Raw genomic sequence first — 22,205 nt, 5'->3', positions numbered from 1 at the left:
GACGGTTTGCGAGGAGGCGCACTTCAGCCACCACAGCAAAACGACTTATGACCCAAGGGGGTGGCGCCCGGAGCTAGACACTGTTCCGTATCAAAAACCGTACACTTATTTTTCTTTAATTGAAAAGGCCCACCTGAACTTCAGTGGACCTTTTTTGTTCTATACTCGATTATACAGGATAAACTGGATGTTTTCTTGGTGGTTGTGGAACATCTTTTGTACTGTAGAAACGATATCTATCCGCAAGCACACCTCTTAAGCTTGATGGCGCTACAATTTCATCAATAATCAGTTCAGATGCCATCTTATAAATATCGATTTCTTCTTTGTATTCCTTATGTTTTTCCTGAACAAATGCAATCCGCTCTTTTGGATCTTCAATCGCTTCGATTTTATTCGAATAGACTGCATTTACTGCTGCTTCAGGTCCCATAACCGCAATTTGAGCAGTCGGTAACGCGATACAGACATCCGGCTCAAACGCTGGACCTGCCATCGCGTACAGTCCAGCTCCATAAGCTTTCCGGACAATAACTGATATTTTCGGAACAGTCGCTGAACTCATCGCCATAATTAATTTCGCGCCGTGGCGAATAATTCCTGCACGCTCAACTTTCGTTCCAATCATAAAGCCCGGAACGTCGGCAAGGAATAGCAGAGGAATAGAGAATGCATCACAAAGATTAATGAATTTCGTTGCTTTGTCTGCAGAATCCACAAACAAAACTCCACCTTTTACTTTCGGTTGATTGGCAATGATACCAACCGGTTGTCCTTCGATTCTAGCCAAACCTGTAATAATTTCACCGGCAAATAATTTCTTAACGTCAAAGTAACTGCCCTCATCAATTAATGCGTCAATCGCTTCATACATATCAAATGGCGCGTTTTGGTTTTCCGGAATGATTGCTTCAAGCGTTCGGCCTACTTTCGCCTCCACTGTTTCTTTTAAAGCGGGTTTTTCTGTAAAGTTCGCAGGGAAATATGCTAGATAACGACGCGCTTCCGCAATCGCTTCTTCCTCATTCGCTGCAAGCACATCGCCGCAACCACTCACTGAACAATGCATGCGGGCACCGCCCATTTCTTCCAGTGTTACTTTTTCACCGATTACTTTTTCGGCCATGCGCGGTGAACCTAAATACATCGACGCATTGCCCTCTACCATAATAACGATATCGCAAAATGCGGGTATGTACGCACCACCTGCAGCGGAAGGACCGAATAGAACACAAATTTGCGGGATGAAACCCGATAACCTCACTTGGTTGTGGAATATCTTCCCTGCACCGCGACGGTTCGGGAACATGTCAAGCTGATCTGTAATACGAGCTCCTGCTGAATCGACAAGATATAGCATTGGTACACGGTTCTTCTCTGCAATTTCCTGAATACGAATAATCTTCTCAACCGTACGGGCTCCCCATGACCCTGCCTTCACCGTTGAATCATTCGCCATCACACAAACTGTCTGGCCGTTCACTTTCCCCATCGCCGTAACGACACCATCCGCCGGTAAATCCCCTGCTTCACAATTGGCAAACCTACCGTCTTCTGTATATTCCCCGTCATCGAAAAGAAGTTCTAATCGATCTCGGACGAAAAGTTTGTTTTGCTCTTTTAACTTTTCGTGATATTTTGGATGGCCCCCTGCAAAAACCCCTTGCAATTTCGCTTCAAGTTTTTCATTGTAAGCCGTCTGTTGTGTTATTTTAGTCATTTATAAAACCCCTTTCATCAACCATTTTCCCGCATTCCCTTATGTCTAGCTCCAGCACTTTTCGGGTCTACCAAGGCGCTTACGCTTTTCTAGATTTCGATTGTAGCTAGAACGTCTTCTTCGTTAACGAAATCGCCGACTTGGACATTAATCGTTGCTACTTTCCCAGCCGTTTCCGCTTCAACCGGAATTTCCATTTTCATCGATTCGAGTACGATGATAACTTGTCCCGCTGTTACTTCTTCCCCTACCGCTGCGTTCACTGTAAACACTGTACCTGCCATCGTTGCTTTTAATGCTGTCATTTTATTGTTTCCTCCTTTTGTTTTGCGCTCCATGTGTTTAAAACCGCTGTCGAATAGTCACCTGTAAGGAATTCCTCGGATTTCAGAAAATTATTGAATAGCGGTATATTCGTTTTCAAACCTTCAATTTCTACTTTTGAAAGGAAAGCTGCCGATTTTTGAATCGCTTCTTCCCGAGTTGTTGCGTGGACAATTACTTTTGAGATGAGTGGATCATAGAAAGGCGTCACTTTCCCACCCTCAACATATCCTGAGTCAATACGGATTCCCGTAGTATCTCCCCAATCAAGTTTCATAATTGTCCCCGGTGATGGCAAGAATTTAACCGGATCTTCCGCGTAAATACGGAATTCAATTGCATGGCCCGTCGATTTGATGCTCGTTTGATCTATCACAGGAAGCTTATTGCCATTCGCAATTTCAAGCTGCCATTCGACAAGATCGAACCCAGTCACTTCTTCAGTCACCGGATGTTCAACTTGAAGTCTAGTATTCATTTCCAAAAAGTAATGTTCATTATTTTCATCGACAATAAATTCGACCGTTCCTGCATTTTTATAAGAAACCGCTTTTGCTGCATCGACTGCCGCTTTATAAAGACGTTGGCGCGCTTCTTCCGGCAAGTGTGGTGAAGGTGATTCCTCAATCACTTTTTGGTTACGTCGTTGTACCGAACAATTACGTTCAAACAAATGGACAACATTTCCGAAGTTGTCTCCGAAAATCTGCACCTCGATATGACGGGCATTCGTTATGAATTTTTCAAGGAAAACAACATCATCCCCAAAATATGCTTTCGCTCGATTCTTTACGGATTGGAATTGTTGACTGAGCGCTTGCTCATCTTCACAACGAATCATACCGATCCCACCGCCGCCAGCACTCGCTTTCAGCATAATCGGATAACCGATCTCAACTGCTGCACGCACGGCATCTTCCAAAGAAGTAATTCCTTCATCAGTTCCAGGTACGACCGGCACCCCTGCCGCTTTCATCGTTACACGTGAACCGATTTTGTCACCCATCTTATCAATTGTATCTGCATCAGGCCCAATGAATTGGATTCCAGCAGCTTGTACTTTACGTACAAATTCTGCATTTTCAGAAAGAAGCCCGTACCCCGGATGAATGCCATCTACTCCCGCACGAACCGCAATTTCGATTATATCATCCGCTTTTAAATAGGATTGTTGAACTTGTGCAGGTCCTAGCAAGAACGCCTCGTCCGCTTCTTTCACGAACGGCATGTCCGCGTCTGCTTCAGAATAGACAGCGACAGTGGCAATACCTAGACGTTTACAAGTCTTTATGATTCTAAGAGCGATTTCCCCACGATTCGCAATCAGTATTTTATCCATATTAATCCCCCAAACGATTTGATGTGTATTTCTCCATCCCTCTCTAGTTTATACGATGAATGAAAGCGATTTCAACCTTTGTCTGAAAAAAACATCTTTTCATGCCATTTCAACTAGTCAATTTCCAAAAGTTTTAACTTCAAAATGGTTTAGTTCGATTAAAAAGTCGTGGCGGTCATAATAGGGCTCATGCCGGTCATAATCGTATCCGAGGCGAGCATAACTGGCCCCATGCCGGTCATAACAAGATGGACCGTCTCAATCAAAGCAAAAAACGCCTTATAACTAAGGGACATTACTTAACTTATTTAGTTCAATTAAAAAACCGTTGCACATGCATAGGACATGTACAGCGGTTTTTGAAACAATTTATTTTTTCGATAAAAACTGCGCCACTTCTTCATGGTGTGCATCACTTCCCCAAAGAATTGAACATTGACGCGACTCTTCAATCATTCGGTCACGAATAAAATCAGCTGTCCATTTCCGAATAGCAATCGTTTTATACGCTCGATGGACAGCTGGATGATGAGCGGACATTTTGGCAAGAAACCGTTGAAGCCCTTTTTCAGCAGTGCCCTCATAAATTTCAGTCGCCCAACCCGCTTCAAGCATTTGATCAGCCGTATGCACCCCAGCTTCAGACAGTAGGCGCAACACACGGTCATGCTTGCCATCTTTTTCAAACAGCAGCGTAGCACCGCCCCACCCCGTAGTAATAGCAAGTGTCCCTTGAATGAAACCAGCCTTTGCTGTGGATGACATGACCCTGTAATCACAAGCAGTAGCAATTTCACAACCACCACCTACGGCAGCACCATTGACGAGCGCAATGACAGGCATCGGCAGCGTGGCAACCCGGTATAATAGCCCCGACATTCTGCTTAGCATCGGATACGCCTCATCGGCCGTACGCAAGGTATGAAATTCAGATAAATCTCCACCCGAACAGAATGCCCGATCTCCCGCACCCGTAATGACCGCATATGCGACATCTTCATTATTTTCAATACGATTTAGAAATTGTTCGAGGCCATCCATAACCGTATAGTTAATAGCGTTGCGCATCTCAGGACGGTCAATTGTAAATGTAGCGATTCCATTTTCGATAGCAATTGTGTAAGACATGTCCATTCCCCCAATTATATATATTAAGTTGAAATAAAGATTCCCTTTCAATCCGCATGGATAAAGCAGTAATTAGGTGCATGAAGAAAAATGCACTGTGCCAGCAGCTGTCGCCACAGACCGAGTACAAAAGGACACACTGAAGAAATCTCTAGGAGCATATAGGACATAAAGATTCCCTTCAACTACGCTTCGGCGCTTGGGGATGCCTCCCGCCATAAGCCTGACCGCTGCGCTATCAGTCTTACGGCTTCGGCTACCCCTGTAAGGCGCCTTCGCTCAGCCTACATAGAAAAATCAATCATCAGTAGTATGTAAAAAAATGCGTTGTATCAGTTGCTGCCACACACCGGGTACAAAAAGACATACTGAACAACCTCTAGGAGCATGAAGGAGATCTAGATGCTAAGCGGCCGCTTTCGCTTTTCTTGTTGTCTAGCTGCAGGCGTCAGCCCCTCGAGTCGCTTCAGTCCACAGGATAAAGGCAAAGATCGCCTTTTCCCTGTGGACTTCCAGCGCTTGTCGGGGCTAAACGACGCCTTTCGCTTTTCTTGGGTATAGAAAAAAGGCCACCGTGAGCCATGGTCTCACGGTAGCCTTCATAGGCAAATCTTACTTATTCGCCTACAACTTCTTTTCCTTTGTAATGACCGCATGATTTACAAATGCGGTGAGCCAATTTGATTTCGCCACAGTTAGTACAAGTAGTCATTCCCGGTACTTGCAATTTATAATGCGTACGGCGCTTGTTTTTAACTGTTTTGGATGTTCTTCTTTTTGGTACAGCCATCTGGGGCACCTCCTTACGTTCGCCTATTCGTCCTTGGATTCAAAGAACTTTGCCAAATCGGCAAGTCTAGGATCCACTTTCGTTTCCAGTTCCTTACGGAGCCTGGCATTGTACACCTCGTCAGTCGCGTATGACCAGCCTTTTCCTTCAGCCTCTTGCATATCATCAGCATTTTCGCTGAAAATTTGAAGCGGCACTTCAAGGAGGACGAGCTCCTCAAATACAGGGGTCGGATCGACTACCTCACCCACAACAGGATGAATTTCATCATCTGATGCGAGAACTTCTTCATCCCAGCTGAACTGTTCGTCAGCTTCGATTACGAATGGTAATTCGACGTCTTCCCATGTTCGTGAACAGGGTAATGTCAACGTACCTTCGAGCCGGAATCGGCATATCAATTTCTTGGAGCTGATTGTACAACTTCCGGTCACTCGGACAGGCGTAATATTCCGGATTTCCGGATTCCGTTTTTTCACGGATTCAAGGTCGACAGCTTCGTCAAGCGGCATCGCACCTTGTCTGTATCTCTGCAATTGATGGATTGACCATTTCATGTCTATCACCTCAAGACAACAATGTTGATTATATAATGGGCGAAAAGGGATGTCAAGATATTTTCTTGTCACTTCGTCAGCCGCATAGGTATAATTAATATTCATTGTAGCAAAGGAGTGTCGAATTTGAAAGCTTCAGGAATTATCGTCGAATATAACCCGTTTCACAACGGGCATCTTTATCACGCGATACAAGCAAAAATAACAACTGGCGCGGATGTTGTAATTGCCGTCATGAGCGGTAATTTCCTACAACGGGGGGAACCTGCATTTGTTGATAAATGGTCCCGAGCAAATATGGCCTTAAAAAACGGCGTGGACATCGTTTTGGAGCTTCCTTATGCATTCGCGACATCTAATGCCCCATCCTTCGCCCGAGGTGCTATTCAGCTACTGGACGCTGCTCAGTGCAGTGCTTTCTGCTTCGGTAGCGAAGATGGTGAAGTTAAATCTTTCGAAAGAAGCCTTCTTCTTCTCAAACAAGCCGGCGACAATTATGAACAAACTGTGAAAGATGCTGTCAGCCGTGGACTCAGTTATCCAAAAGCGTTGAATGAGGCTTATACGATGGCCGCCAATTCCTCAACAATCAAGGGACCACTTGCTGATCTCTCGAAACCCAACAACATTTTAGGTTTTCATTATATGGAAGCTGCTAGGAATATGGATTCTGAAATGAAAGCCGTCACAATTCCACGCATTGTCGCCCAGTATCACGACGATGCTGTAGCAGGTAACCCAATTGCAAGTGCAACCGGCATCAGAAAATCCTTTTTTGAATCAGAGAAGCTCGGAACGATTACAGACTTCATGCCAGATACAGCACTCGAACTTCTACACGACTGGCAAGCGGAAAATCAATCTTTTGGAAACTGGCCGACTTTCTATCCCCAGCTCCGTTTCACAATTTTACGGGAAGGACCAAAACGACTTGCGATGATTGCAGACGTAACGGAAGGAATTGAGAATCTGTTGTACCGCGCGGCAGCCGATAACGGCACGTTTGAAGGTTTCATGAAGGACGTGAAATCTAAAAGGTACACTTGGACGCGGCTCCAGCGCATGCTTACTCATATATTTACCGGGTTCACGTACGATATACGGAGCAGTATGAAAACTCCTTCTTATCTACGATTACTTGGAATGACATCTGCCGGAAGATTATATTTGAATGAACACAAAAAAAGGCTGAAGCTTCCTCTAATTAGCAAAGCAGCCGCCTTCTCAAATCCGTCACTTGATTTCGATATCCACGCAGCGGATATGTACGCACTCGGTATCGGAAACGGCACTTCTAGTTCCCGAATCGGTATTGATTACAATACACACCCAATTATCGTTCAGTGAAGATGTTAGTTTGAGATAAAGATTCCGTTCAACTCCGCTTCGGCGCTCGGGGATGCCTCACGCCATAAGCCTGACCGCTGCGCTATCAGTCTTATGGCTTCGGCTACCCCTGTAAGGCGCCTTCGCTAAAATTTCTTGGCAGAAAATACATCATGCCAATTACTGGCACCACACACTGCATAGAAAAGACCACACCAAACAACTTACTTCTCTTCCAACGTCGCTAAATAATCAAGTGCATCATCTACAGTTTCCACCGGCACGATTTTCATTTTCGTGCCGATTTTCTCTGCCATCTTTACAGCTTCTTCGTAATTAGTCAGTATTCCAGGATTTGCCGCCCTTACTTCATCAGGTAAATCATCTGCTGGTGCGAAGAATATTTCCACGTCTTGGCGGGAAGCAGCAATCACTTTAAAGTCCGCGCCCCCAATTCTTCCGACGGTTCCATCCTCCAACATTTCTCCAGTTCCAGCAATGTTATATCCTTTTGTGAGGTCTTCATCAAGCAACTGGTTCATAATTTCAAGCGTGAACATCAGACCCGCAGATGGTCCACCTATATTCGATGTTTTGAAATCGACTTCTGGATCAGTCGTGAGTGTTCGATCCTCTTCAAAACGTACGCCAAGTCCTGCCCGTCCATCACTATCAGGTATCTCTTTCAAGACAAGTGTTACATCGAGCTTCTTGTCATCCCTATCCAACGAAATCTTTACTTCATCACCCAATTTCTTATCTCCAATAAGCGTAAAGAATTGTCCTGATTCTTTCAACTCCACACCGTCAACCACACGAATCTTGTCTCCAAGTTCCAAGATACCGTCGGCCGCCCCACCTTCGAGGACCATCATGACAAATACACCATCGTACTGGATATCAACAGGAATACCCGCTTTTTCAAATGCAACAGTAATCGCATTGAACTGTGAACCAGTCATGAGTTTCTTCTGTCGGATATTATATTCCTTGTCATTTTCTCCATCTCTTCTTACATTTTCAGCAGGAAGAAGCTTCTTCTTATCGGTGAATTTCGATAAAACATAAGAAGCTGGTGTCGCTTTTGAAACGGAAATCGTCATAAGACTGAACGTCCCAATATCGTTGTTATCTCCGCCTACCACTTCAACGAGTGGATCCAAGTCATAAGCTCCTCCCGGCTGCGATATATAAGAATCGAGCGGGTAAATGAACAAAATGGCTATGATAACAAGCAAAACACCTATCATACTGAATCGTTTCTTTCTCATTTTAGGACCACCTCCGTTAATAGCCTGTACTTTCTTTACATATATATAAGTGTAGCACCAAAAAAAGACTGACAAAAGATTTATACCTAATTTTTTCGTCATGCTTGGAAATCGAAAGGAGCCGAGTGCGTGGTCAACGGAATACATGCACGCCTTTATCATATGATAAATCTTTCAGTCGTTTGGGGACTTATCATTCTGTTCATTTTACAGCCAAGCGTTGCACATGCCGGAGCCGAAGCGGGCGCACAGTTATTTATCCATGCACTGCTTCCTTATTTACTGCCCTATATCATATTGACACAATGGCTTTTAAAAATGCCCAATCGTACACAGAAAGTACCGAAGTGGAGGCGTTTTTTGAAAGCATACGTACTCGGATCATTTGGCGGATTCCCGGTCGGTGCCGTAACAGTAACCGAAATGATGAAAAACGGTGAATTATCTCAGAAGCAAAGCGGCCTACTTCTAGCTGCATGCCATGCACCCGGGCCGATGTTTATCATCGGCTTCGTTGGAACAGAACTATTCGGAAATGTAAGTTCAGGGTGGAAGTTACTTGCGGCCATCCACATCGCGAATATTTTATTCTTTTTACTTGCAGTAGCTTTTCTGCACCGCGAAAGCGAAATAGAAACACCTCTTTCACAACCTCAAAAGAAAGTAAAAGGGGTACCACTTCTAGACGCTATCAAGGAAAGTTCGACAATCATTATTCTTGTCGCAACCACGGTCATTTTCTTTTCCTCTCTCGGAACCGTGCTGTCAACAGTTTTCACTTCGGCATTCACTGTGGAGATGGGGATTTCGAAAACAATTGCCTTAGCCATTTTCGAAATGACATCAGGTGTTCAATCAGCAACAGATCACTTTTACGGCTTGCCGTTTTTCCCTTTTCTTATCGCTGCAATCATTTCCATGAACGGATTGAGTATCCATATGCAAGTTTTTGTCATTGCAAAGACCTGCAAAATCTCGATGACCCCTTACGTAATCGGACGAATTTGGAGCATCATTGTCGTTCCGGTAATCTTCTACCTTATTTATTAATAGAAAATGGTTATGATGAAAGTTTAATTTCATCATAACCATTTAACAATCATCGAGTTTGATATTTCTTTTTCAACGCCTCTTCAACTTGCATTGGCACAAGTCCTGAGATTTCACCGCTGTACTTTGCCACTTCTTTGACAATACTCGAACTGAGGAACGAATACTGATTGTTCGTCATGATGAAAAACGTCTCGATACTCTCATCGAGAAACCTGTTCATAGACGTAATTTGCATTTCATACTCAAAATCGGAAACGGCACGCAATCCGCGAACAATTACAGATGCCCCTACACTCTTGGCATAATCAACAAGCAATCCAGAAGACGACTCTACTTTCACATTCGGAAACACAGACGTCACCTCTTCAATAAGCGCCATGCGCTCTTCGACAGTAAACAGTGAGTTTTTTGAGGAGTTATTCATCACAGCAACTCTGACGTCACCGAAAACCCTCGCTGCTCTCTTGATAATATCTAGATGCCCATTCGTTAACGGGTCAAAACTTCCGGGTACAACTGCAATTTTCGACATTATTGAAACCTCATTTCTCATAAATAGATACAGCGCTATTTCCATACACTGAACTTTTTATCTTATAATAACTGCCGTACGCTTCTGGTAATTCCAATTGCTTTTCATGCTCACAAACGATGACAGCGTTTTCAGTCAGAAGGTCTGCTTCTACAAATTCAAGTGCCAAATTATAAAATGCTGTTTCCGCATACGGGGGATCGATAAAAAGAAGTTTTGCTTTCTTCCCTTCCGCTTGCAAAACTTTAACCGCATTTCTAGCATCCGCACGCTTGATATGTAATTCTTCCGTAAATCGGCATTTTTCCGCGTTCGCTTTAATAATCGCACACGCTTTCACATTTTTTTCAAAGAGGAATGCCTCATCGATTCCTCTTGATAAAGCTTCAAGGGAAAGAGATCCGCTGCCCCCAAACAATTCTACGGCAATTCCACCATCAAAGTAAGGTCCGATTATATTGAATACGGACTCTTTCACTTTATCAGATGTCGGGCGTGTATCCGTTCCCTGTAAAGATTTCAAGGGAATACCTTTTCTAGTTCCTGCAACAACTCTCACTTGTCGCCCTCCTCTACCAGTGTTGACATTCTGATGATATCAATCGTATCTGCCGTTTTCTCGATACTTAAAAGGAACAACCGTTTAAACCAACTCTCTTCAAAATATAAATCACCTTCCAGTACTTCGAATGGCATAGTTACAACATCGTATTTTTGTTCATTATAAACATAGAATAGTTCTTTCCTAGGAAATCTAAATTTCCTAATGCCATTTTCAATGTAAATGGACCGCGCATTCGTCTTAATGGTATAGCCCGCAAGGTTTAAAATTCTCTTCGCTGGATACAGGGTCTTTCCATCCTTCAATAGAATTCGAATATCTGTAGTGCTAGTGCCATCAAACTTTATTTCCCGTGGATCTTCGATAAGAAACGGATGAGCAGTTGTATCATCATGAATATTTTTCGTGAAGTAAGATGTCTTAAAGCCAGTTATCTCTCCGGCTATCGCGTCCAAAACAGATGCATTAAGCTCTTGCCCCGTCATATTATTCAACACTTTTTTGAATTCCCCAAGTTCCTCTACTGTAATTGATTCAGTAAGAACTTGATAAGCTTTACGTGATTTCCCGAGTCCTATTGGCGTTTCTCCTAGAATCGAAGCTACCAGTTCGGCCGTCATGCGTTCGTTTTCGGGTATTGTAAAACGCGCATACATACTTTCCCTTAGCAATCGAACCGATACTTTATCCACATCCGCATTTTTTGAAACGATAAACCGGGTAGCATTAACAGCCTGACGTGTATCATCAATTACAATCGTTGAATGATTGGCATCAATTGCTTTAAGTACGTTATCCACTTCCCCAAGTTGTTCAGTATTGCCGCTTTCCCCAAATACCGAGAGCCTATCCCCAGCATAGAGCACAGGCAAATTATTCCGCTGCCAATAAAGTTCCTTGACTTCTCCCTTGCCACGGAATAATGAATAATTGATGTTCGTCATTTTTTTAGTACCCACTCGCTCCAAACCATTTACCCATAATCCACCAACCCCTGTTTCATCAGTCATATGGAATAATGTGTACGAGGCAGAAGAAGCATGTAGTGTAGCGAACGGTTCGTTGAATAGAGCTGTTTGTTTTAGAGGTCCTTTTTTGGGTATTTCATACGAAATGGATTGTCGTCCATTCTCCCCTTCAAGAAAAGCGATAGAATTCTCATCCATTCGATTGCAGGATGTTGCGTCCGCAAGATAACAAGAACGATTGGTGCTGGCTTTTGGCCAAACAATTTCATACCGCATGTCCAATAAGCCACTGAAATGCTGGCGGATATGAAGAGCATCGGGACGATTTACCACTTCAATCTCTTGGGTGAACTTTACAACGCTAGGCTCTTTACTGTCTGCGCCTACCGCTTGATAATAATGCATATAAATTAGAAGACCGTTCACAATCAGTAAAAGAAACATAGTCCTTACGATAAATTTCAAATCCTATACCCCCTAGGACGAATTGATGAATGCACCTTGGCGCTCACAATGGTATGATAAGTCTAGATTTACGTATTTAGAAAGGTAGTGTTATGTATGATATTAAATCAACGATTCATAGAGCTCGGCGAAGGATATGGAGATGTTTATGAACTATGCGAATTAATCAAGTCGAATAGCGACCGCCTGCATAGGACGTTCATCTTATCCTCTGAAACGCCTTCAGGTCATGCACTGTCACTCGCGGCAGCCTTCGAACCTGCAAATGACGGTAAGTTCATGCCTATTTACATTTGCCGGGAAGGAATTATCCAGCAGAATACCATCAAATCAAAAAGAAGGCTACTTTTTGAGGAAACAGCAGAGAAAGTTGGGAGCACGCCAGCAGTTATCGAGTTGAAAAACTCTTCAGTATTTGCGGAAACTGAGTTGTTTTATCAATACACAATTGGTATTCTGCGTATCAACAAGCTGCTCCCTCCATTAAGATAGTTCTTATAACCCGGTTTTATAATCATATTCTTTCGCTTTATCCGGTTTGGCATTTTCGTATTCCGTTTTCACAAATGGGCGGTAGGACGGCAAAACCTTTTTTACAGATGGAAGACGTTCTATTTTCCCCATGACCGTATCGACATCTTCCATATTGCAATAAAGGACAACATACTTCATTGTGCGTGATATATAATGGACATGACCGTATTTTCGAAATGACTTTGCTTGTTTTAAATGATGAAGATAGACAATAATACCTTGACGATCGATCATAGATTTCCCCTCTTTTCCTAACCCATACAATACCATAGGACTGAAAAGCCCTGCAACAATAGAAATGCAGAAGGCGTCGTGTAGCCCCGACAAGCGCTGGAGGGCCACAGGAAAAAGGCGTTCTTTGCCTTTATCCTGGGGACTGAAGCGACTCGAGGGGCTGACGCCTGAAGCTGGACAATAAGAAAAGCGGAAGGCGTCGTGTAGCCCCGACAAGCGCTGGAGGGCCACAGGAAAAAGGCGTTCTTTGCCTTTATCCTGGGGACTGAAGCGACTCGAGGGGCTGACGCCTGAAGCTGGACAATAAGAAAAGCGGAAGGCGTCGTGTAGCCCCGACAAGCGCTGGAGGGCCACAGGAAAAAGGCGTTCTTTGCCTTTATCCTGGGGACTGAAGCGACTCGAGGGGCTGACGCCTGAAGCTGGACAATAAGAAAAGCGGAAGGCGTCGTGTAGCCCCGACAAGCGCTGGAGGGCCACAGGAAAAAGGCGTTCTTTGCCTTTATCCTGGGGACTGAAGCGACTCGAGGGGCTGACGCCTGAAGCTGGACAATTGAAAAGCGGAAGGCGCCCGCTAGATGCGACAAGTAGGTGGGATGCAGTTCAATCCCACCCTGCTGGAGGACTTGAATATAAGGCGCTCTTTGCCTTTATATCCAAGAAGGAAGGCGGAAGACGCCTGAATCTGGACACTGAATATTGCTGACAACGTCAATATTTTGCCCTATAATGGGAAAAATAGAGCTGATTCTTAAGGAGGCATCTAAACTAAATGGGTAGAAAAACAAATGTGGTCCTTACAGTAGGTGCGGCAGGCGTTGCCGCGTGGGCAGCTTCCAAAGTTGTCGCAAAACCGGTACCACGTGAAGGTAAAAAAGCACTCGATTTCGATAATCCAGTCATTCTTGCCCACCGAGGTGGACTAGCAGAGGCTCCTGAGAATACATTGGCCGCATTTTCAAAATCGGCCGAGCTTGGCGTACATGGTTTTGCAGTCGATATCCGGTTAACAAAAGACGAGGAAATCATTGTTTTTCACGATGAATTTGCAGATCGAACAACAGATTTCTCTGGAAGAATTGCCGACTATACCCTTAGCGAATTGAAAATGGCTGATGCAGGTTATCAATTTGAAGATGAGGATGGAAATCATTCTTACCGTGGAAAAAACGTAGAAATTATTACCCTTCGTGAACTAATACAGAAGTTTCCGCATATGCTAATTGTTATTAATCTAAAAGATTCTCCTGATACATACGAAGGTAGCTTGATTCCTTCCAAACTTTGGAGACTTCTTGAAGAGCTGGGTGCTGAAGACTGTGTCGCAGTAACAAGCTCATATGATGAACAGACCGACAGATTTAACTTGTACGCACAAAACAAAGTTGCAACCGGTGCGGGTGATAACGAAGTAAAAAGAGCATACGCCTCTTTTACAAGCATGTTCGGTCATCTTTATAGTCCACGTGCAGACTTGTTCAGAATTCCAGAAAAACTGGGCGTATTTTCTCTCGGCACTGAAAGTTTCATGAAGTTTCTTACCCAAATTAATATTCCAGTTTATTTTGAAGGTGTGAATGATAAAGAGTCGTTCGTTAAACTTTTACATGTTGGAGCAGCAGGTTTCATCACAGACAGACCGACTGTCGCGATGAAAATTGTCCAAGATAACGTAGGCGATTAAACAAAAAACAGGTTGCATCCATGTCGACTTTCCGACATGGATGCAACCTGTTTTTTTATGTCTAGACTCCAGGCGCCAACCCCTCGGGTCATAAGTCGTTTTGCTGTGGGGCTGAAGTACGCCTCCTCGCAAACCGTCTTATGCCTTTCGGGGCTGGACGGCGCCTTCCGCTTTTCTTGTTTAAGCCGAACACGAACAGCCTCCGCCGGTGCCGCAACTTCCTCCGCAAGATGAGTCGGAAAAGAATGCACTGCCAGCCGGAACTTTTACTTCATCCGAAACCGATTTAGCGATAATTGAACCAATTTCGTCAAATATAAATTGAACGTCATTCTCAGCCAATCGAAGAGCCGCAACCCGTTCGTTCATATCAAGCTCACGTTTTTGTACGCGAATGCTTTTCATTACTATATTATGATCCGGATGGTATCTTCCGAATCGTTGAACTTCTTCATAACGTTCCTTCATTGCCGTGAACTCTTGAATCGACTTCACAAGTTCTTTGTCTGAATAGACATCATCATGGGCTTTGCGGTATTCAGCCACCGCTTCAGAAGAGAGCAACATTGCCGTTAAGTCTTCTGCATCTTCAATGATGGTGATCCATTCGTCTGTCATCATAGAATGATCCCCTCCAATCATCCATTTATCATAACAGAAGAGATGGTAAACTTGCATCTATTCCATATTTATTTCTTTAATATCCAAAAACGTTTTTTCAGAAAGAGCACGTGCTGCTTCTTCGAGATCAGAAAATGGTATCAGACCATCAGCCGTGTGCTGCGATTTTTCATGACCTTTTCCAGCAATTAGGACGATATCACCCGGCGCCGCGCAAAAAATCGCTTTTCGTATTGCATATTTCCGATCTAGTTCGGCTTCAATCGCCGAACATTCACCTCCGAAACCCTCCATAATATCCGAAATAATTGCTTTAGGATCTTCATTTCTTGGATTATCGGATGTAACAATGACAATTGAAGAATACAGGACAGCGAGTTCACCCATCTCAGCTCTTTTTCCTTTATCTCGTTGGCCGCCGCACCCAAAGACTGTAATCAGTCTCCCATAACACGAATTGGATAGCGTTTGCAATACCGCTTCGAGCGCATCTGGCGTATGAGCATAATCTACGTAAACTTTTACACCATCGCGCTCAAGTTGCTGCAATCTACCTTCTGGAAGCTGTAACAGTTCGCAGTGCAGCAAAATATCATCTAAGTAATAGCCAAGGACAAGAAGTGCACTAATTGCTGCTAATGTATTCATCCGATTATAATGACCCAGTATATCAGGATTCATTTTTAGTTCTGGGACTTGGACGTCTGCTGACGAATTCGTCCCAAAATAAACCAGTGGAACAGTTGCATTTTGAACCATTTTCACACATTCTTTATCATCATTGTTAACAATGAATGTTTTCGCCATTTGAATTAACCGCTTTTTCGCATTGATATAAGCAAACTTTCCACCATGTTCTTCGTAATGATCAGTCCCAATATTCAATAGTATTCCAATGTCGATATCACAATGATCTAAACGATTCGAAGACAATCCAAGTGATGATGCTTCAAGAACAATATGACTAACATTTTCATCAACACATTTCTTTAATAAAGGATGGAGGTATTCCGCGGGTAATGTTGTCATTTTGGGGCATTCATATTCAATCTTAACGCCATCGATAAAAATGCCTGTCGTACCGATAACAGCCACCCGATTTCCAAATTTGCTTAATAACTGACCGATGAAATGTGTAACTGTCGTTTTTCCATTTGTTCCAGTCACCGCAATCATTTTCATTCTTTTGGCAGGATTACCAACTAATTGCGCACTTGCATGAGACATGAACTTTGTGCAATCCGAAACCGTAATGACAACAACATCAGCTGGTATTTCTGTCAAATTCGTTCTATCAATAACAATAGCTGCAGCACCTTGTTCAATCGCTTTTCTAATATACTTCACACCGTCGCTTTGATTACCTTTCCTGGCTACAAACACGCATCCTTTCTTTACCCGTGAAGAATCTTCGGTTATTCCCGTGACAACAGTCCTGAGTTCCCCGCCATTGACTGTACAAGGCCAGTCTTTTATAAGCTCCGTTAAAAACAGCACCACTCTCCCCTTCCCGAACATTTTTCTGTGAAAATGAATATATTGAGAGCGAACATACTTTATCGTATGAAAAGAACTCAATGAACGTCACGAAGAAAGTTGGGAGCCTTATGATCATCCAGAAATTCGGTGGAGTAGCAATGAAAAATGAAGAAATGAGATTGAATTGCATTAACCATATAAAAGATGGACTAAATGAGTTTGGCGATGTCGTTGTTGTCGTATCTGCTATTGGTCGCTACGGCGATCCTTATTCGACGGACAGCCTTCTTCAGCTTACGGATGCTTTTTCATCTTCAGCAGCCGCAAGTGACCTTGCAGTATCCTGTGGCGAACTCATCGCTGCCGCAGTTATATCAGCCGAACTAACACGAGCAGGTGTCCCAAACATTGTCCTGCATGGCATTAAGGCTGGTATAATGACTGTTGGAGAATTTGGAGATGCTACGATTGACCACATCGACCCTGCGTCCATTTCTGAAAACCTTAAACAAACCCGTTGTATTATTATTCCAGGCTTTCAAGGGATCGATAACAACGGGCATGTCATGACACTCGGGAGAGGTGGCAGCGACTTGTCTGCAATCGCGCTTGCAGGAGCACTCCAAGCGTCCCATGTAGAGTTTTTTAAAGATGTACCTGGCGTTATGACTCATGATCCGCGCAAAGTGGAGAACCCCCGTAAACTGGACCTGCTGAAGTTGGACGATTTCATACCACTTCTAGATTGTGAAAGGCCAATCATTCAAAAACGGGCTGCATTACATGCAAAAAAAACGGCGACACCTCTTTATATAAGAGGTGTCGCCAGTACGGAGACAGGAACTTGGATTATTCCTTGAGCAGCAATGAACTTCATTGCTGCCTTTTTTCTTCTACAAGCTCACGAATCATAACCTGTGTATAATATTTTCCATATGCACCTGTCCCTAGATGTGTGACTTCCTTTTCAAGCAAGACATCACGGTGCGCGGGAGAATTAAGCCAACCATGGACTGCCTCAATTGCATCCACATAGTTGAAAGCAATATTTTCCCGTGCTTTACGATGTTCAATTTCTGCTTCTTTTAACCTATCCGCAAGATTACCGGTCACAGGAGATTCATGGGAAAAGTAATTTTCAAGCGCCATATCCTCACTATGTTTTCGTGCTACAACAGCAAGATCGTAATCACTCAAAAGTTCATTCAATCCATGGTTTTTCCGATAAATATTAGTTAAACTGAAGATTTGACGCTCCATTGCACGATCTACTTCCATCTGCATTGTTGATGATGGCCGATCTGCACTTACGATTTCCCCCATATAAGCCATGTCATAGGGCTGGTGCAGAATTAGTGTAATTGGATCAATAAAACGTATCGCTTCCAATTCCCCATCCACACCGTCGATATAAAGCTGCGCATAGACATTCTCATATTCAATAAGCAGCCTATTATTCACATCATCCCCGTTCAATGTAAATGTATAGATACTTTCTCCAATTTGTACAGCCACTTCTGACTCCACAATCGTAAATCGATAGATGTCTTTCACATCCTGCCCAATCTCAAAAGGCTCAACATCGGAGGATAAATCTGCAGTATAAACTTGATTTACTTTCCCTTCCCAAACGCCTACCATTAACTGTTGATCTTTATCGTATATCCACCAATCGTAACCATAGTCTGAGGGTTCAATTCGATCTGGCTTACCCAACTGCTCAAATAGACTGTCTACACTCTTACCGACAAACAGGGACAGGCCCGATTCAGGCCGTGCAGCTTGCGGTAGCGGTAAACCATCCCCACTTCCAGGCACTGGGATCGCCGTCCCATGTTTCACAGGCGACTCAAGCGGTTTATTTTCTTTCACTCGATCATCCATAATATAAAATATCAATAGGACGATGATGAGTAGAATTATTATTTTCCAAAGTGCTTTCATTTTTCGACCTACTTTCTTGAGTATAAAGTTTAGTCAGTTCTTATAAGGATAATACTACTAAATGATTTCTTCTTTCATTATACTTCGTCTATCTGTGAAAAATGTTAAGTATTATCTTATTTATTAAATCATACGTTTGTTGACACAATGTTGTCATTGCAACTGCTGGTGATTTGTTCTATTATAAATAGGTATAGGGAATTGGCTCAACGATATATAAGGAGGATATAAACTATGTATATTGAAGATACAGGCATTGAAAATATTGTTACTGACTTATCAATACTTGATGAAATCATGTTAAAACACGACCTTGTCCGCGCAGGTCAATGGGACTACGAACGCGCAACATTTGATAAGAAATATATGATCAAAGAAGGCACGTTTTATTTGCGCGTATTCAGTTATACAACTGATGGCGATGTTGATACACGCCAAGCGACTATGATCCTTAAAAAACCAGTTGTCGGCAAGCATTACTATCCACATGGCGTTGAATACGGCGAAGGGGAACATTTCCCTGAAAGCCTTGTCAAAGACTGTGTTGCAACACTAAAAGCAGTAAGCGAAGCACTACAGCCTTATAATCTTAAAAAATAACTATGTAATAACCGCCGGAGAACTCAATGTTCTCTGGTTTTTTTTATGTTTATTTACCTTTTTACTTTTCCCGACTAATCAATTGCCCATATTTTGGCTATAATTGAAAGAGTGAATAGTTTGGGGGAATATCCATTGGCAAAATGGCTTACAACACGAAACATTAGTATCATACTCATTATAATTTTTATTACTATAACTTTCATCTTTATCATTCCGATATCAATACCAATCATTTTTGCACTTCTTACGGCTTTACTGATTGACCCAATCGTTAGACTTACCGAAAAAAAGTTTAAATGGAGTCGAAAAACGTCGGTCATTTCAGTGTTCATTTTTATCCTAGTTATTTTAGCTTTGTTCTTCTATTATGCAGTCACTCAGTTAGTGGGTAAAATCATACATTTCACAAAGGTAGCACCTGACTATTTCAATTCGCTATCCGGCGTCTGGATTGATGCGCAAAGCAAATTATTCCAATTTACATCTGGAATGCCAAAAGATGTTGTCACTGCAATACAGAAAGAATTCAAAAACATATTCGAATCTATTCAAGAATCAATTCTGGGTTTACTCAGTTACGATAAGATTATGGCTCTAATGACTGAAGTTCCAAATTTCCTTGTCAACTTGAGTGTTTATATCATCGTACTTTTCTTATTTATGCTCGAATTACCTGAATTAAAGAAAATGTTATTTAGACACTTGACTACTTCTACGGCAGAAAAAGCACGGTTCATAATCGCTAAACTAAATTCTGCTTTTTTCGGTTTTATGAAAGCACAGTTTATTGTCAGTTTTATTATTCTTGGAGTTGCTTTTGTCGGACTGTTTTTAATTACACCTAAATATGCACTCATCATGTCCCTCACAATTTGGATTATCGATCTAATCCCCATCCTCGGATCAGTTATTGTCCTTGCGCCCTGGTCACTTTATCAGTTCATCAGCGGCGATATCGCAACAGGAACGAAACTTGCGATTTTGGCAGCAATCTTACTCATCATACGAAGTACAATCGAACCTAAAGTGATGGGATCTCAAATCGGCTTATCACCGCTCCCCACACTAATCGCTATGTTTCTTGGACTGAAGCTATTCGGCTTCCTCGGATTATTTATTGGACCATTAGCTGTCATTCTCTTTACAACAGCCCGTGAAGCCGGAATCTTCAAAATCAATTTCAGGATTTAAACAAAAACGCTTTCACATATTCGTGAAAGCGTTTTGTTCATTAAAAACCAAGTATTGCTTTAAACATTGACGTTACTTCCCCACCCTTATAAAAAACATAAAGAAGTAAATAAACAGCAACACCTGTTATTGCTGTGAAGAACCAAATAACACTCGTGATTGGACCAAGCTTCCGATGTCTGACCAAATTATTCTTCAATCCTGCATTAATCGTCACCACACCAAATACTGCTCCTGTTGTCGCAAGTATTATGTGGAAAATAAGGAAAATCGTATAATAGATTTTCAAATTCTCCGGACCGCCAAACGACGTATTACCAACCAATATGGTTCTCGAAACGTAAATGATTAAAAAAAGAATTGCTGATACCGCGGCTGCCAGCATCGTTTTCTTATGCGCTTCAATTTTCCTTTTACGAATTAAGTTCCATCCTATTGCAACTAGTACTGCTGATAAAACAATAAAAAACGTACTTATTGTAGGTAGAAAGGGCAGATTCATTCATTATTCCCCCGATTTGTAAAGTTTCCCTATATCTGTATATGTCGAATTAAATAATCCCATTGAATCTGTTGGCGACAGAAGGCTCCCCTTAAAAGGTGCCTTCGTTGTTTATATAAGTATCAAGATTTTCAACTTATAGCCTATTATCTATATAACGTCATTTTTTGACGTTCCAATAACGCGTTGGCAGTAATTTCTTCTGCATTGTCCTGCTCTTCTCTATGCCATTTAATAAAAATACTACCTAGGACACCAACATAAATGATTTCTTGGAACACTTTCATAATAATTCCACCAAGTTGCTGATCAACTAATGTAGGCATATTGGTAAATAATTCAGGACCTGAAATGCCTAAGCCCGCTAATCCTGAAAGTGTACTTGCGGGCACACAAAGCGCCATTGCCCGTAACCAAGATTCGCCTGATTTATATGTTTCATAAACAGGTACATCTACAAAAATGATAAGGGAACATGCAGGTGTGATCAATATTGCACTTAAAATAATATAACCTATTTTTTTCAAGCCATGAAGCTTCGGCTGTCCCTTCAGCGTATTAATGATTGGCCACCAGAAAAACACCGCCGCAACAAATAACGTGATAGTAAAAATTGTGTGCAATGGAGCACTTAATTTCACATTATCTAAAATAAGTGGAATATGGTAAACGGAAAACATACCACAGAATACCAAAAGACTGAGAATCGGTTTAGTAAAGAAAGTTATTATGCGGTCAAGAATCCCAATATCAAAAACTTTTTTCCACATCCAGTTAGGAATCCCCATCATGATTAATGGAGCAACCACAAGCAATAGAACCGCCATTTGAACCATGTGAATTGAAAATAAGATATGACCAAGTAAATCTACAGGTGAACCTTTGACAACATAAAGTATAACCATCCCGGACATGAATAAGATTATTTGTTTTCTTGTAACGGGATACGTATCCTGAAATCGATGACGCATTTTAGTCGTCAGTAATAAATATAAGGCCATACCAAGTATGATAATTAGTAAGAACCACGGACTCCACAAAGCTCGGAATCCAAATATACTTAAAGGCATTGCCATCGCTCCCTTTTTTAAAGTCTTTCTTTATTATAAAACTAATAGCGGTGTAACTCAATGTACGAACTATGACAATTGATAAGAAAAGTGCAAGGCGCCGTCTAGCCCTGACAGGCAGATATGAAAAGGAAGACAGTCTAAGAGCTCCCCGTGTTGTCTTAAACGGCTTCTTGACTACCTCCTAACTTGGCCACCGAAGAGGTAGTCAAGAAGCTACCAAGGAGGAATGAACGGCTTATAATCTAGGAGGAAACGCAGCCTAAGTGCGCCACTTTCTGAGGGCCTCCGGGTGGTTGGAGCTAGACACT

General features: G+C 42.5%; 23 protein-coding genes. 7 read left to right on the top strand and 16 right to left on the bottom strand.

Annotated elements, in window-relative coordinates; all coding sequences use genetic code 11:
- Positions 1–169: 169 nt before the first annotated feature.
- The 6 genes from MKZ26_RS20670 to MKZ26_RS20645 form a co-directional block, all read right to left on the bottom strand.
- The gene (locus tag MKZ26_RS20670) at positions 170–1,720 is read right to left on the bottom strand and encodes an acyl-CoA carboxylase subunit beta (protein ID WP_340767400.1); all 1,551 of its coding nucleotides are present in this window, start codon (positions 1,718–1,720) and stop codon (positions 170–172) included.
- A gap of 89 nt (positions 1,721–1,809) precedes the next feature.
- The gene (locus tag MKZ26_RS20665; RefSeq protein WP_340767399.1) at positions 1,810–2,025 is read right to left on the bottom strand and encodes a biotin/lipoyl-binding carrier protein; all 216 of its coding nucleotides are present in this window, start codon (positions 2,023–2,025) and stop codon (positions 1,810–1,812) included.
- The gene (locus tag MKZ26_RS20660) at positions 2,022–3,383 is read right to left on the bottom strand and encodes an acetyl-CoA carboxylase biotin carboxylase subunit (protein ID WP_340767398.1); all 1,362 of its coding nucleotides are present in this window, start codon (positions 3,381–3,383) and stop codon (positions 2,022–2,024) included. Before MKZ26_RS20660 ends, MKZ26_RS20665 begins: the two co-directional genes overlap by 4 nt.
- Positions 3,384–3,752: 369 nt before the next feature.
- Positions 3,753–4,511: an enoyl-CoA hydratase/isomerase family protein gene (locus MKZ26_RS20655; RefSeq protein ID WP_340767397.1), complete on the bottom strand. Its 759-nt coding sequence runs from the start codon at positions 4,509–4,511 to the stop codon at positions 3,753–3,755.
- Positions 4,512–5,127: 616 nt separating this feature from the next.
- On the bottom strand, positions 5,128–5,301 hold the full coding sequence (gene rpmF / locus MKZ26_RS20650; protein ID WP_067211505.1) for a 50S ribosomal protein L32: 174 nt from the start codon (positions 5,299–5,301) through the stop codon (positions 5,128–5,130).
- A gap of 23 nt (positions 5,302–5,324) precedes the next feature.
- The gene (locus tag MKZ26_RS20645; RefSeq protein ID WP_067211507.1) at positions 5,325–5,858 is read right to left on the bottom strand and encodes a YceD family protein; all 534 of its coding nucleotides are present in this window, start codon (positions 5,856–5,858) and stop codon (positions 5,325–5,327) included.
- A gap of 117 nt (positions 5,859–5,975) precedes the next feature.
- On the opposite strand from MKZ26_RS20645, the gene MKZ26_RS20640 reads away from it, so the two are divergent.
- On the top strand, positions 5,976–7,205 hold the full coding sequence (locus MKZ26_RS20640) for a nucleotidyltransferase (protein ID WP_340767396.1): 1,230 nt from the start codon (positions 5,976–5,978) through the stop codon (positions 7,203–7,205).
- 203 nt (positions 7,206–7,408) lie between these two features.
- Here the strand turns inward: MKZ26_RS20640 and MKZ26_RS20635 are convergent, their stop codons facing one another.
- Positions 7,409–8,455, bottom strand: coding sequence for a SepM family pheromone-processing serine protease (locus tag MKZ26_RS20635; RefSeq protein ID WP_340767395.1), 1,047 nt, complete (start codon positions 8,453–8,455; stop codon positions 7,409–7,411).
- Between the two features lie 129 nt (positions 8,456–8,584).
- Here MKZ26_RS20635 and MKZ26_RS20630 point away from each other — a divergent pair, with 129 nt between their 5' ends.
- Positions 8,585–9,505 (top strand): hypothetical protein, encoded by a 921-nt coding sequence (locus MKZ26_RS20630; protein ID WP_067211514.1) that lies wholly within the window; start codon positions 8,585–8,587, stop codon positions 9,503–9,505.
- A 49-nt stretch (positions 9,506–9,554) separates the two neighbouring features.
- On the opposite strand, the gene coaD is transcribed toward MKZ26_RS20630, so the two are convergent.
- Genes coaD through MKZ26_RS20615 form a run of 3 tightly spaced genes read right to left on the bottom strand, consistent with a single transcriptional unit; the run spans position 9,555 to position 12,035 of the window.
- A complete protein-coding gene (coaD, locus tag MKZ26_RS20625) occupies positions 9,555–10,040 on the bottom strand; it encodes a pantetheine-phosphate adenylyltransferase (RefSeq protein WP_067211517.1) in 486 nt (161 codons plus the stop codon).
- A 10-nt stretch (positions 10,041–10,050) separates the two neighbouring features.
- Positions 10,051–10,599, bottom strand: a complete 549-nt coding sequence (gene rsmD, locus MKZ26_RS20620; RefSeq protein WP_187045454.1) for a 16S rRNA (guanine(966)-N(2))-methyltransferase RsmD — start codon at positions 10,597–10,599, stop codon at positions 10,051–10,053.
- The gene (locus MKZ26_RS20615) at positions 10,596–12,035 is read right to left on the bottom strand and encodes a hypothetical protein (protein WP_187045455.1); all 1,440 of its coding nucleotides are present in this window, start codon (positions 12,033–12,035) and stop codon (positions 10,596–10,598) included. The genes rsmD and MKZ26_RS20615 overlap by 4 nt, the downstream gene beginning before the upstream one ends.
- A gap of 96 nt (positions 12,036–12,131) precedes the next feature.
- On the opposite strand from MKZ26_RS20615, the gene MKZ26_RS20610 reads away from it, so the two are divergent.
- Entirely contained in the window at positions 12,132–12,527 is a 396-nt protein-coding gene (locus MKZ26_RS20610) for a DUF7147 family protein (protein ID WP_067211524.1), read from the top strand.
- A 3-nt stretch (positions 12,528–12,530) separates the two neighbouring features.
- Here MKZ26_RS20610 and MKZ26_RS20605 read toward each other — a convergent pair whose 3' ends face one another.
- Positions 12,531–12,803: a YlbG family protein gene (locus MKZ26_RS20605; RefSeq protein WP_067211526.1), complete on the bottom strand. Its 273-nt coding sequence runs from the start codon at positions 12,801–12,803 to the stop codon at positions 12,531–12,533.
- Between the two features lie 769 nt (positions 12,804–13,572).
- Between MKZ26_RS20605 and MKZ26_RS20600 the strand changes: the two genes are divergently transcribed.
- Entirely contained in the window at positions 13,573–14,484 is a 912-nt protein-coding gene (locus MKZ26_RS20600) for a glycerophosphodiester phosphodiesterase family protein (RefSeq protein ID WP_340767394.1), read from the top strand.
- Positions 14,485–14,664: 180 nt separating this feature from the next.
- Here the strand turns inward: MKZ26_RS20600 and MKZ26_RS20595 are convergent, their stop codons facing one another.
- Both MKZ26_RS20595 and MKZ26_RS20590 read right to left on the bottom strand, forming a co-directional pair.
- Complete coding sequence (locus MKZ26_RS20595) at positions 14,665–15,105, bottom strand: YlbF family regulator (RefSeq protein WP_338655768.1); 441 nt, start codon at positions 15,103–15,105, stop codon at positions 14,665–14,667.
- Positions 15,106–15,162: 57 nt separating this feature from the next.
- The gene (locus MKZ26_RS20590) at positions 15,163–16,602 is read right to left on the bottom strand and encodes a UDP-N-acetylmuramoyl-L-alanyl-D-glutamate--2,6-diaminopimelate ligase (protein ID WP_340767393.1); all 1,440 of its coding nucleotides are present in this window, start codon (positions 16,600–16,602) and stop codon (positions 15,163–15,165) included.
- 110 nt (positions 16,603–16,712) lie between these two features.
- Here MKZ26_RS20590 and MKZ26_RS20585 point away from each other — a divergent pair, with 110 nt between their 5' ends.
- On the top strand, positions 16,713–17,444 hold the full coding sequence (locus MKZ26_RS20585; RefSeq protein WP_340767392.1) for an amino acid kinase family protein: 732 nt from the start codon (positions 16,713–16,715) through the stop codon (positions 17,442–17,444).
- A gap of 13 nt (positions 17,445–17,457) precedes the next feature.
- Here MKZ26_RS20585 and MKZ26_RS20580 read toward each other — a convergent pair whose 3' ends face one another.
- Positions 17,458–18,528 (bottom strand): CAP domain-containing protein, encoded by a 1,071-nt coding sequence (locus tag MKZ26_RS20580; RefSeq protein ID WP_340767391.1) that lies wholly within the window; start codon positions 18,526–18,528, stop codon positions 17,458–17,460.
- Positions 18,529–18,762: 234 nt separating this feature from the next.
- Between MKZ26_RS20580 and MKZ26_RS20575 the strand changes: the two genes are divergently transcribed.
- Together MKZ26_RS20575 and ytvI are read left to right on the top strand one after the other, a co-directional pair.
- Complete coding sequence (locus tag MKZ26_RS20575; protein ID WP_067211539.1) at positions 18,763–19,128, top strand: YugN family protein; 366 nt, start codon at positions 18,763–18,765, stop codon at positions 19,126–19,128.
- Between the two features lie 135 nt (positions 19,129–19,263).
- Positions 19,264–20,322 carry a sporulation integral membrane protein YtvI gene (ytvI, locus tag MKZ26_RS20570; RefSeq protein ID WP_067211542.1) on the top strand — a complete coding sequence of 353 codons (1,059 nt, stop codon included), beginning with the start codon at positions 19,264–19,266 and terminating at the stop codon, positions 20,320–20,322.
- 40 nt (positions 20,323–20,362) lie between these two features.
- Here ytvI and MKZ26_RS20565 read toward each other — a convergent pair whose 3' ends face one another.
- The gene (locus tag MKZ26_RS20565; protein ID WP_067211545.1) at positions 20,363–20,824 is read right to left on the bottom strand and encodes a DUF420 domain-containing protein; all 462 of its coding nucleotides are present in this window, start codon (positions 20,822–20,824) and stop codon (positions 20,363–20,365) included.
- 146 nt (positions 20,825–20,970) lie between these two features.
- Entirely contained in the window at positions 20,971–21,894 is a 924-nt protein-coding gene (gene ctaG / locus MKZ26_RS20560) for a cytochrome c oxidase assembly factor CtaG (protein ID WP_067211548.1), read from the bottom strand.
- Positions 21,895–22,205 lie beyond the last annotated feature (311 nt).

It is taken from the genome of Sporosarcina sp. FSL K6-6792 (genome assembly GCF_038004885.1).
In the GTDB taxonomy this organism is placed as follows: Bacteria; Bacillota; Bacilli; order Bacillales_A; family Planococcaceae; genus Sporosarcina; species Sporosarcina psychrophila.
Note: the sequence above shows the minus strand (reverse complement) of the source record. Positions and strands in the feature narration are given on the sequence as shown.

Coding starts and splice junctions, on each gene's coding strand:
- MKZ26_RS20585 (WP_340767392.1), top strand. CDS start 16,713: ATGATCATCCAGAAATTCGGTGGAGTAGCAATGAAAAATGAAGAAATG.
- MKZ26_RS20600 (WP_340767394.1), top strand. CDS start 13,573: ATGGGTAGAAAAACAAATGTGGTCCTTACAGTAGGTGCGGCAGGCGTT.
- MKZ26_RS20595 (WP_338655768.1), bottom strand. CDS start 15,105: ATGATGACAGACGAATGGATCACCATCATTGAAGATGCAGAAGACTTA.
- MKZ26_RS20580 (WP_340767391.1), bottom strand. CDS start 18,528: ATGAAAGCACTTTGGAAAATAATAATTCTACTCATCATCGTCCTATTG.
- MKZ26_RS20575 (WP_067211539.1), top strand. CDS start 18,763: ATGTATATTGAAGATACAGGCATTGAAAATATTGTTACTGACTTATCA.
- MKZ26_RS20610 (WP_067211524.1), top strand. CDS start 12,132: ATGATATTAAATCAACGATTCATAGAGCTCGGCGAAGGATATGGAGAT.
- rpmF (WP_067211505.1), bottom strand. CDS start 5,301: ATGGCTGTACCAAAAAGAAGAACATCCAAAACAGTTAAAAACAAGCGC.
- MKZ26_RS20565 (WP_067211545.1), bottom strand. CDS start 20,824: ATGAATCTGCCCTTTCTACCTACAATAAGTACGTTTTTTATTGTTTTA.
- MKZ26_RS20645 (WP_067211507.1), bottom strand. CDS start 5,858: ATGAAATGGTCAATCCATCAATTGCAGAGATACAGACAAGGTGCGATG.
- MKZ26_RS20670 (WP_340767400.1), bottom strand. CDS start 1,720: ATGACTAAAATAACACAACAGACGGCTTACAATGAAAAACTTGAAGCG.
- MKZ26_RS20655 (WP_340767397.1), bottom strand. CDS start 4,511: ATGTCTTACACAATTGCTATCGAAAATGGAATCGCTACATTTACAATT.
- ctaG (WP_067211548.1), bottom strand. CDS start 21,894: ATGCCTTTAAGTATATTTGGATTCCGAGCTTTGTGGAGTCCGTGGTTC.
- MKZ26_RS20605 (WP_067211526.1), bottom strand. CDS start 12,803: ATGATCGATCGTCAAGGTATTATTGTCTATCTTCATCATTTAAAACAA.
- MKZ26_RS20665 (WP_340767399.1), bottom strand. CDS start 2,025: ATGACAGCATTAAAAGCAACGATGGCAGGTACAGTGTTTACAGTGAAC.
- coaD (WP_067211517.1), bottom strand. CDS start 10,040: ATGTCGAAAATTGCAGTTGTACCCGGAAGTTTTGACCCGTTAACGAAT.
- MKZ26_RS20635 (WP_340767395.1), bottom strand. CDS start 8,455: ATGAGAAAGAAACGATTCAGTATGATAGGTGTTTTGCTTGTTATCATA.
- MKZ26_RS20660 (WP_340767398.1), bottom strand. CDS start 3,383: ATGGATAAAATACTGATTGCGAATCGTGGGGAAATCGCTCTTAGAATC.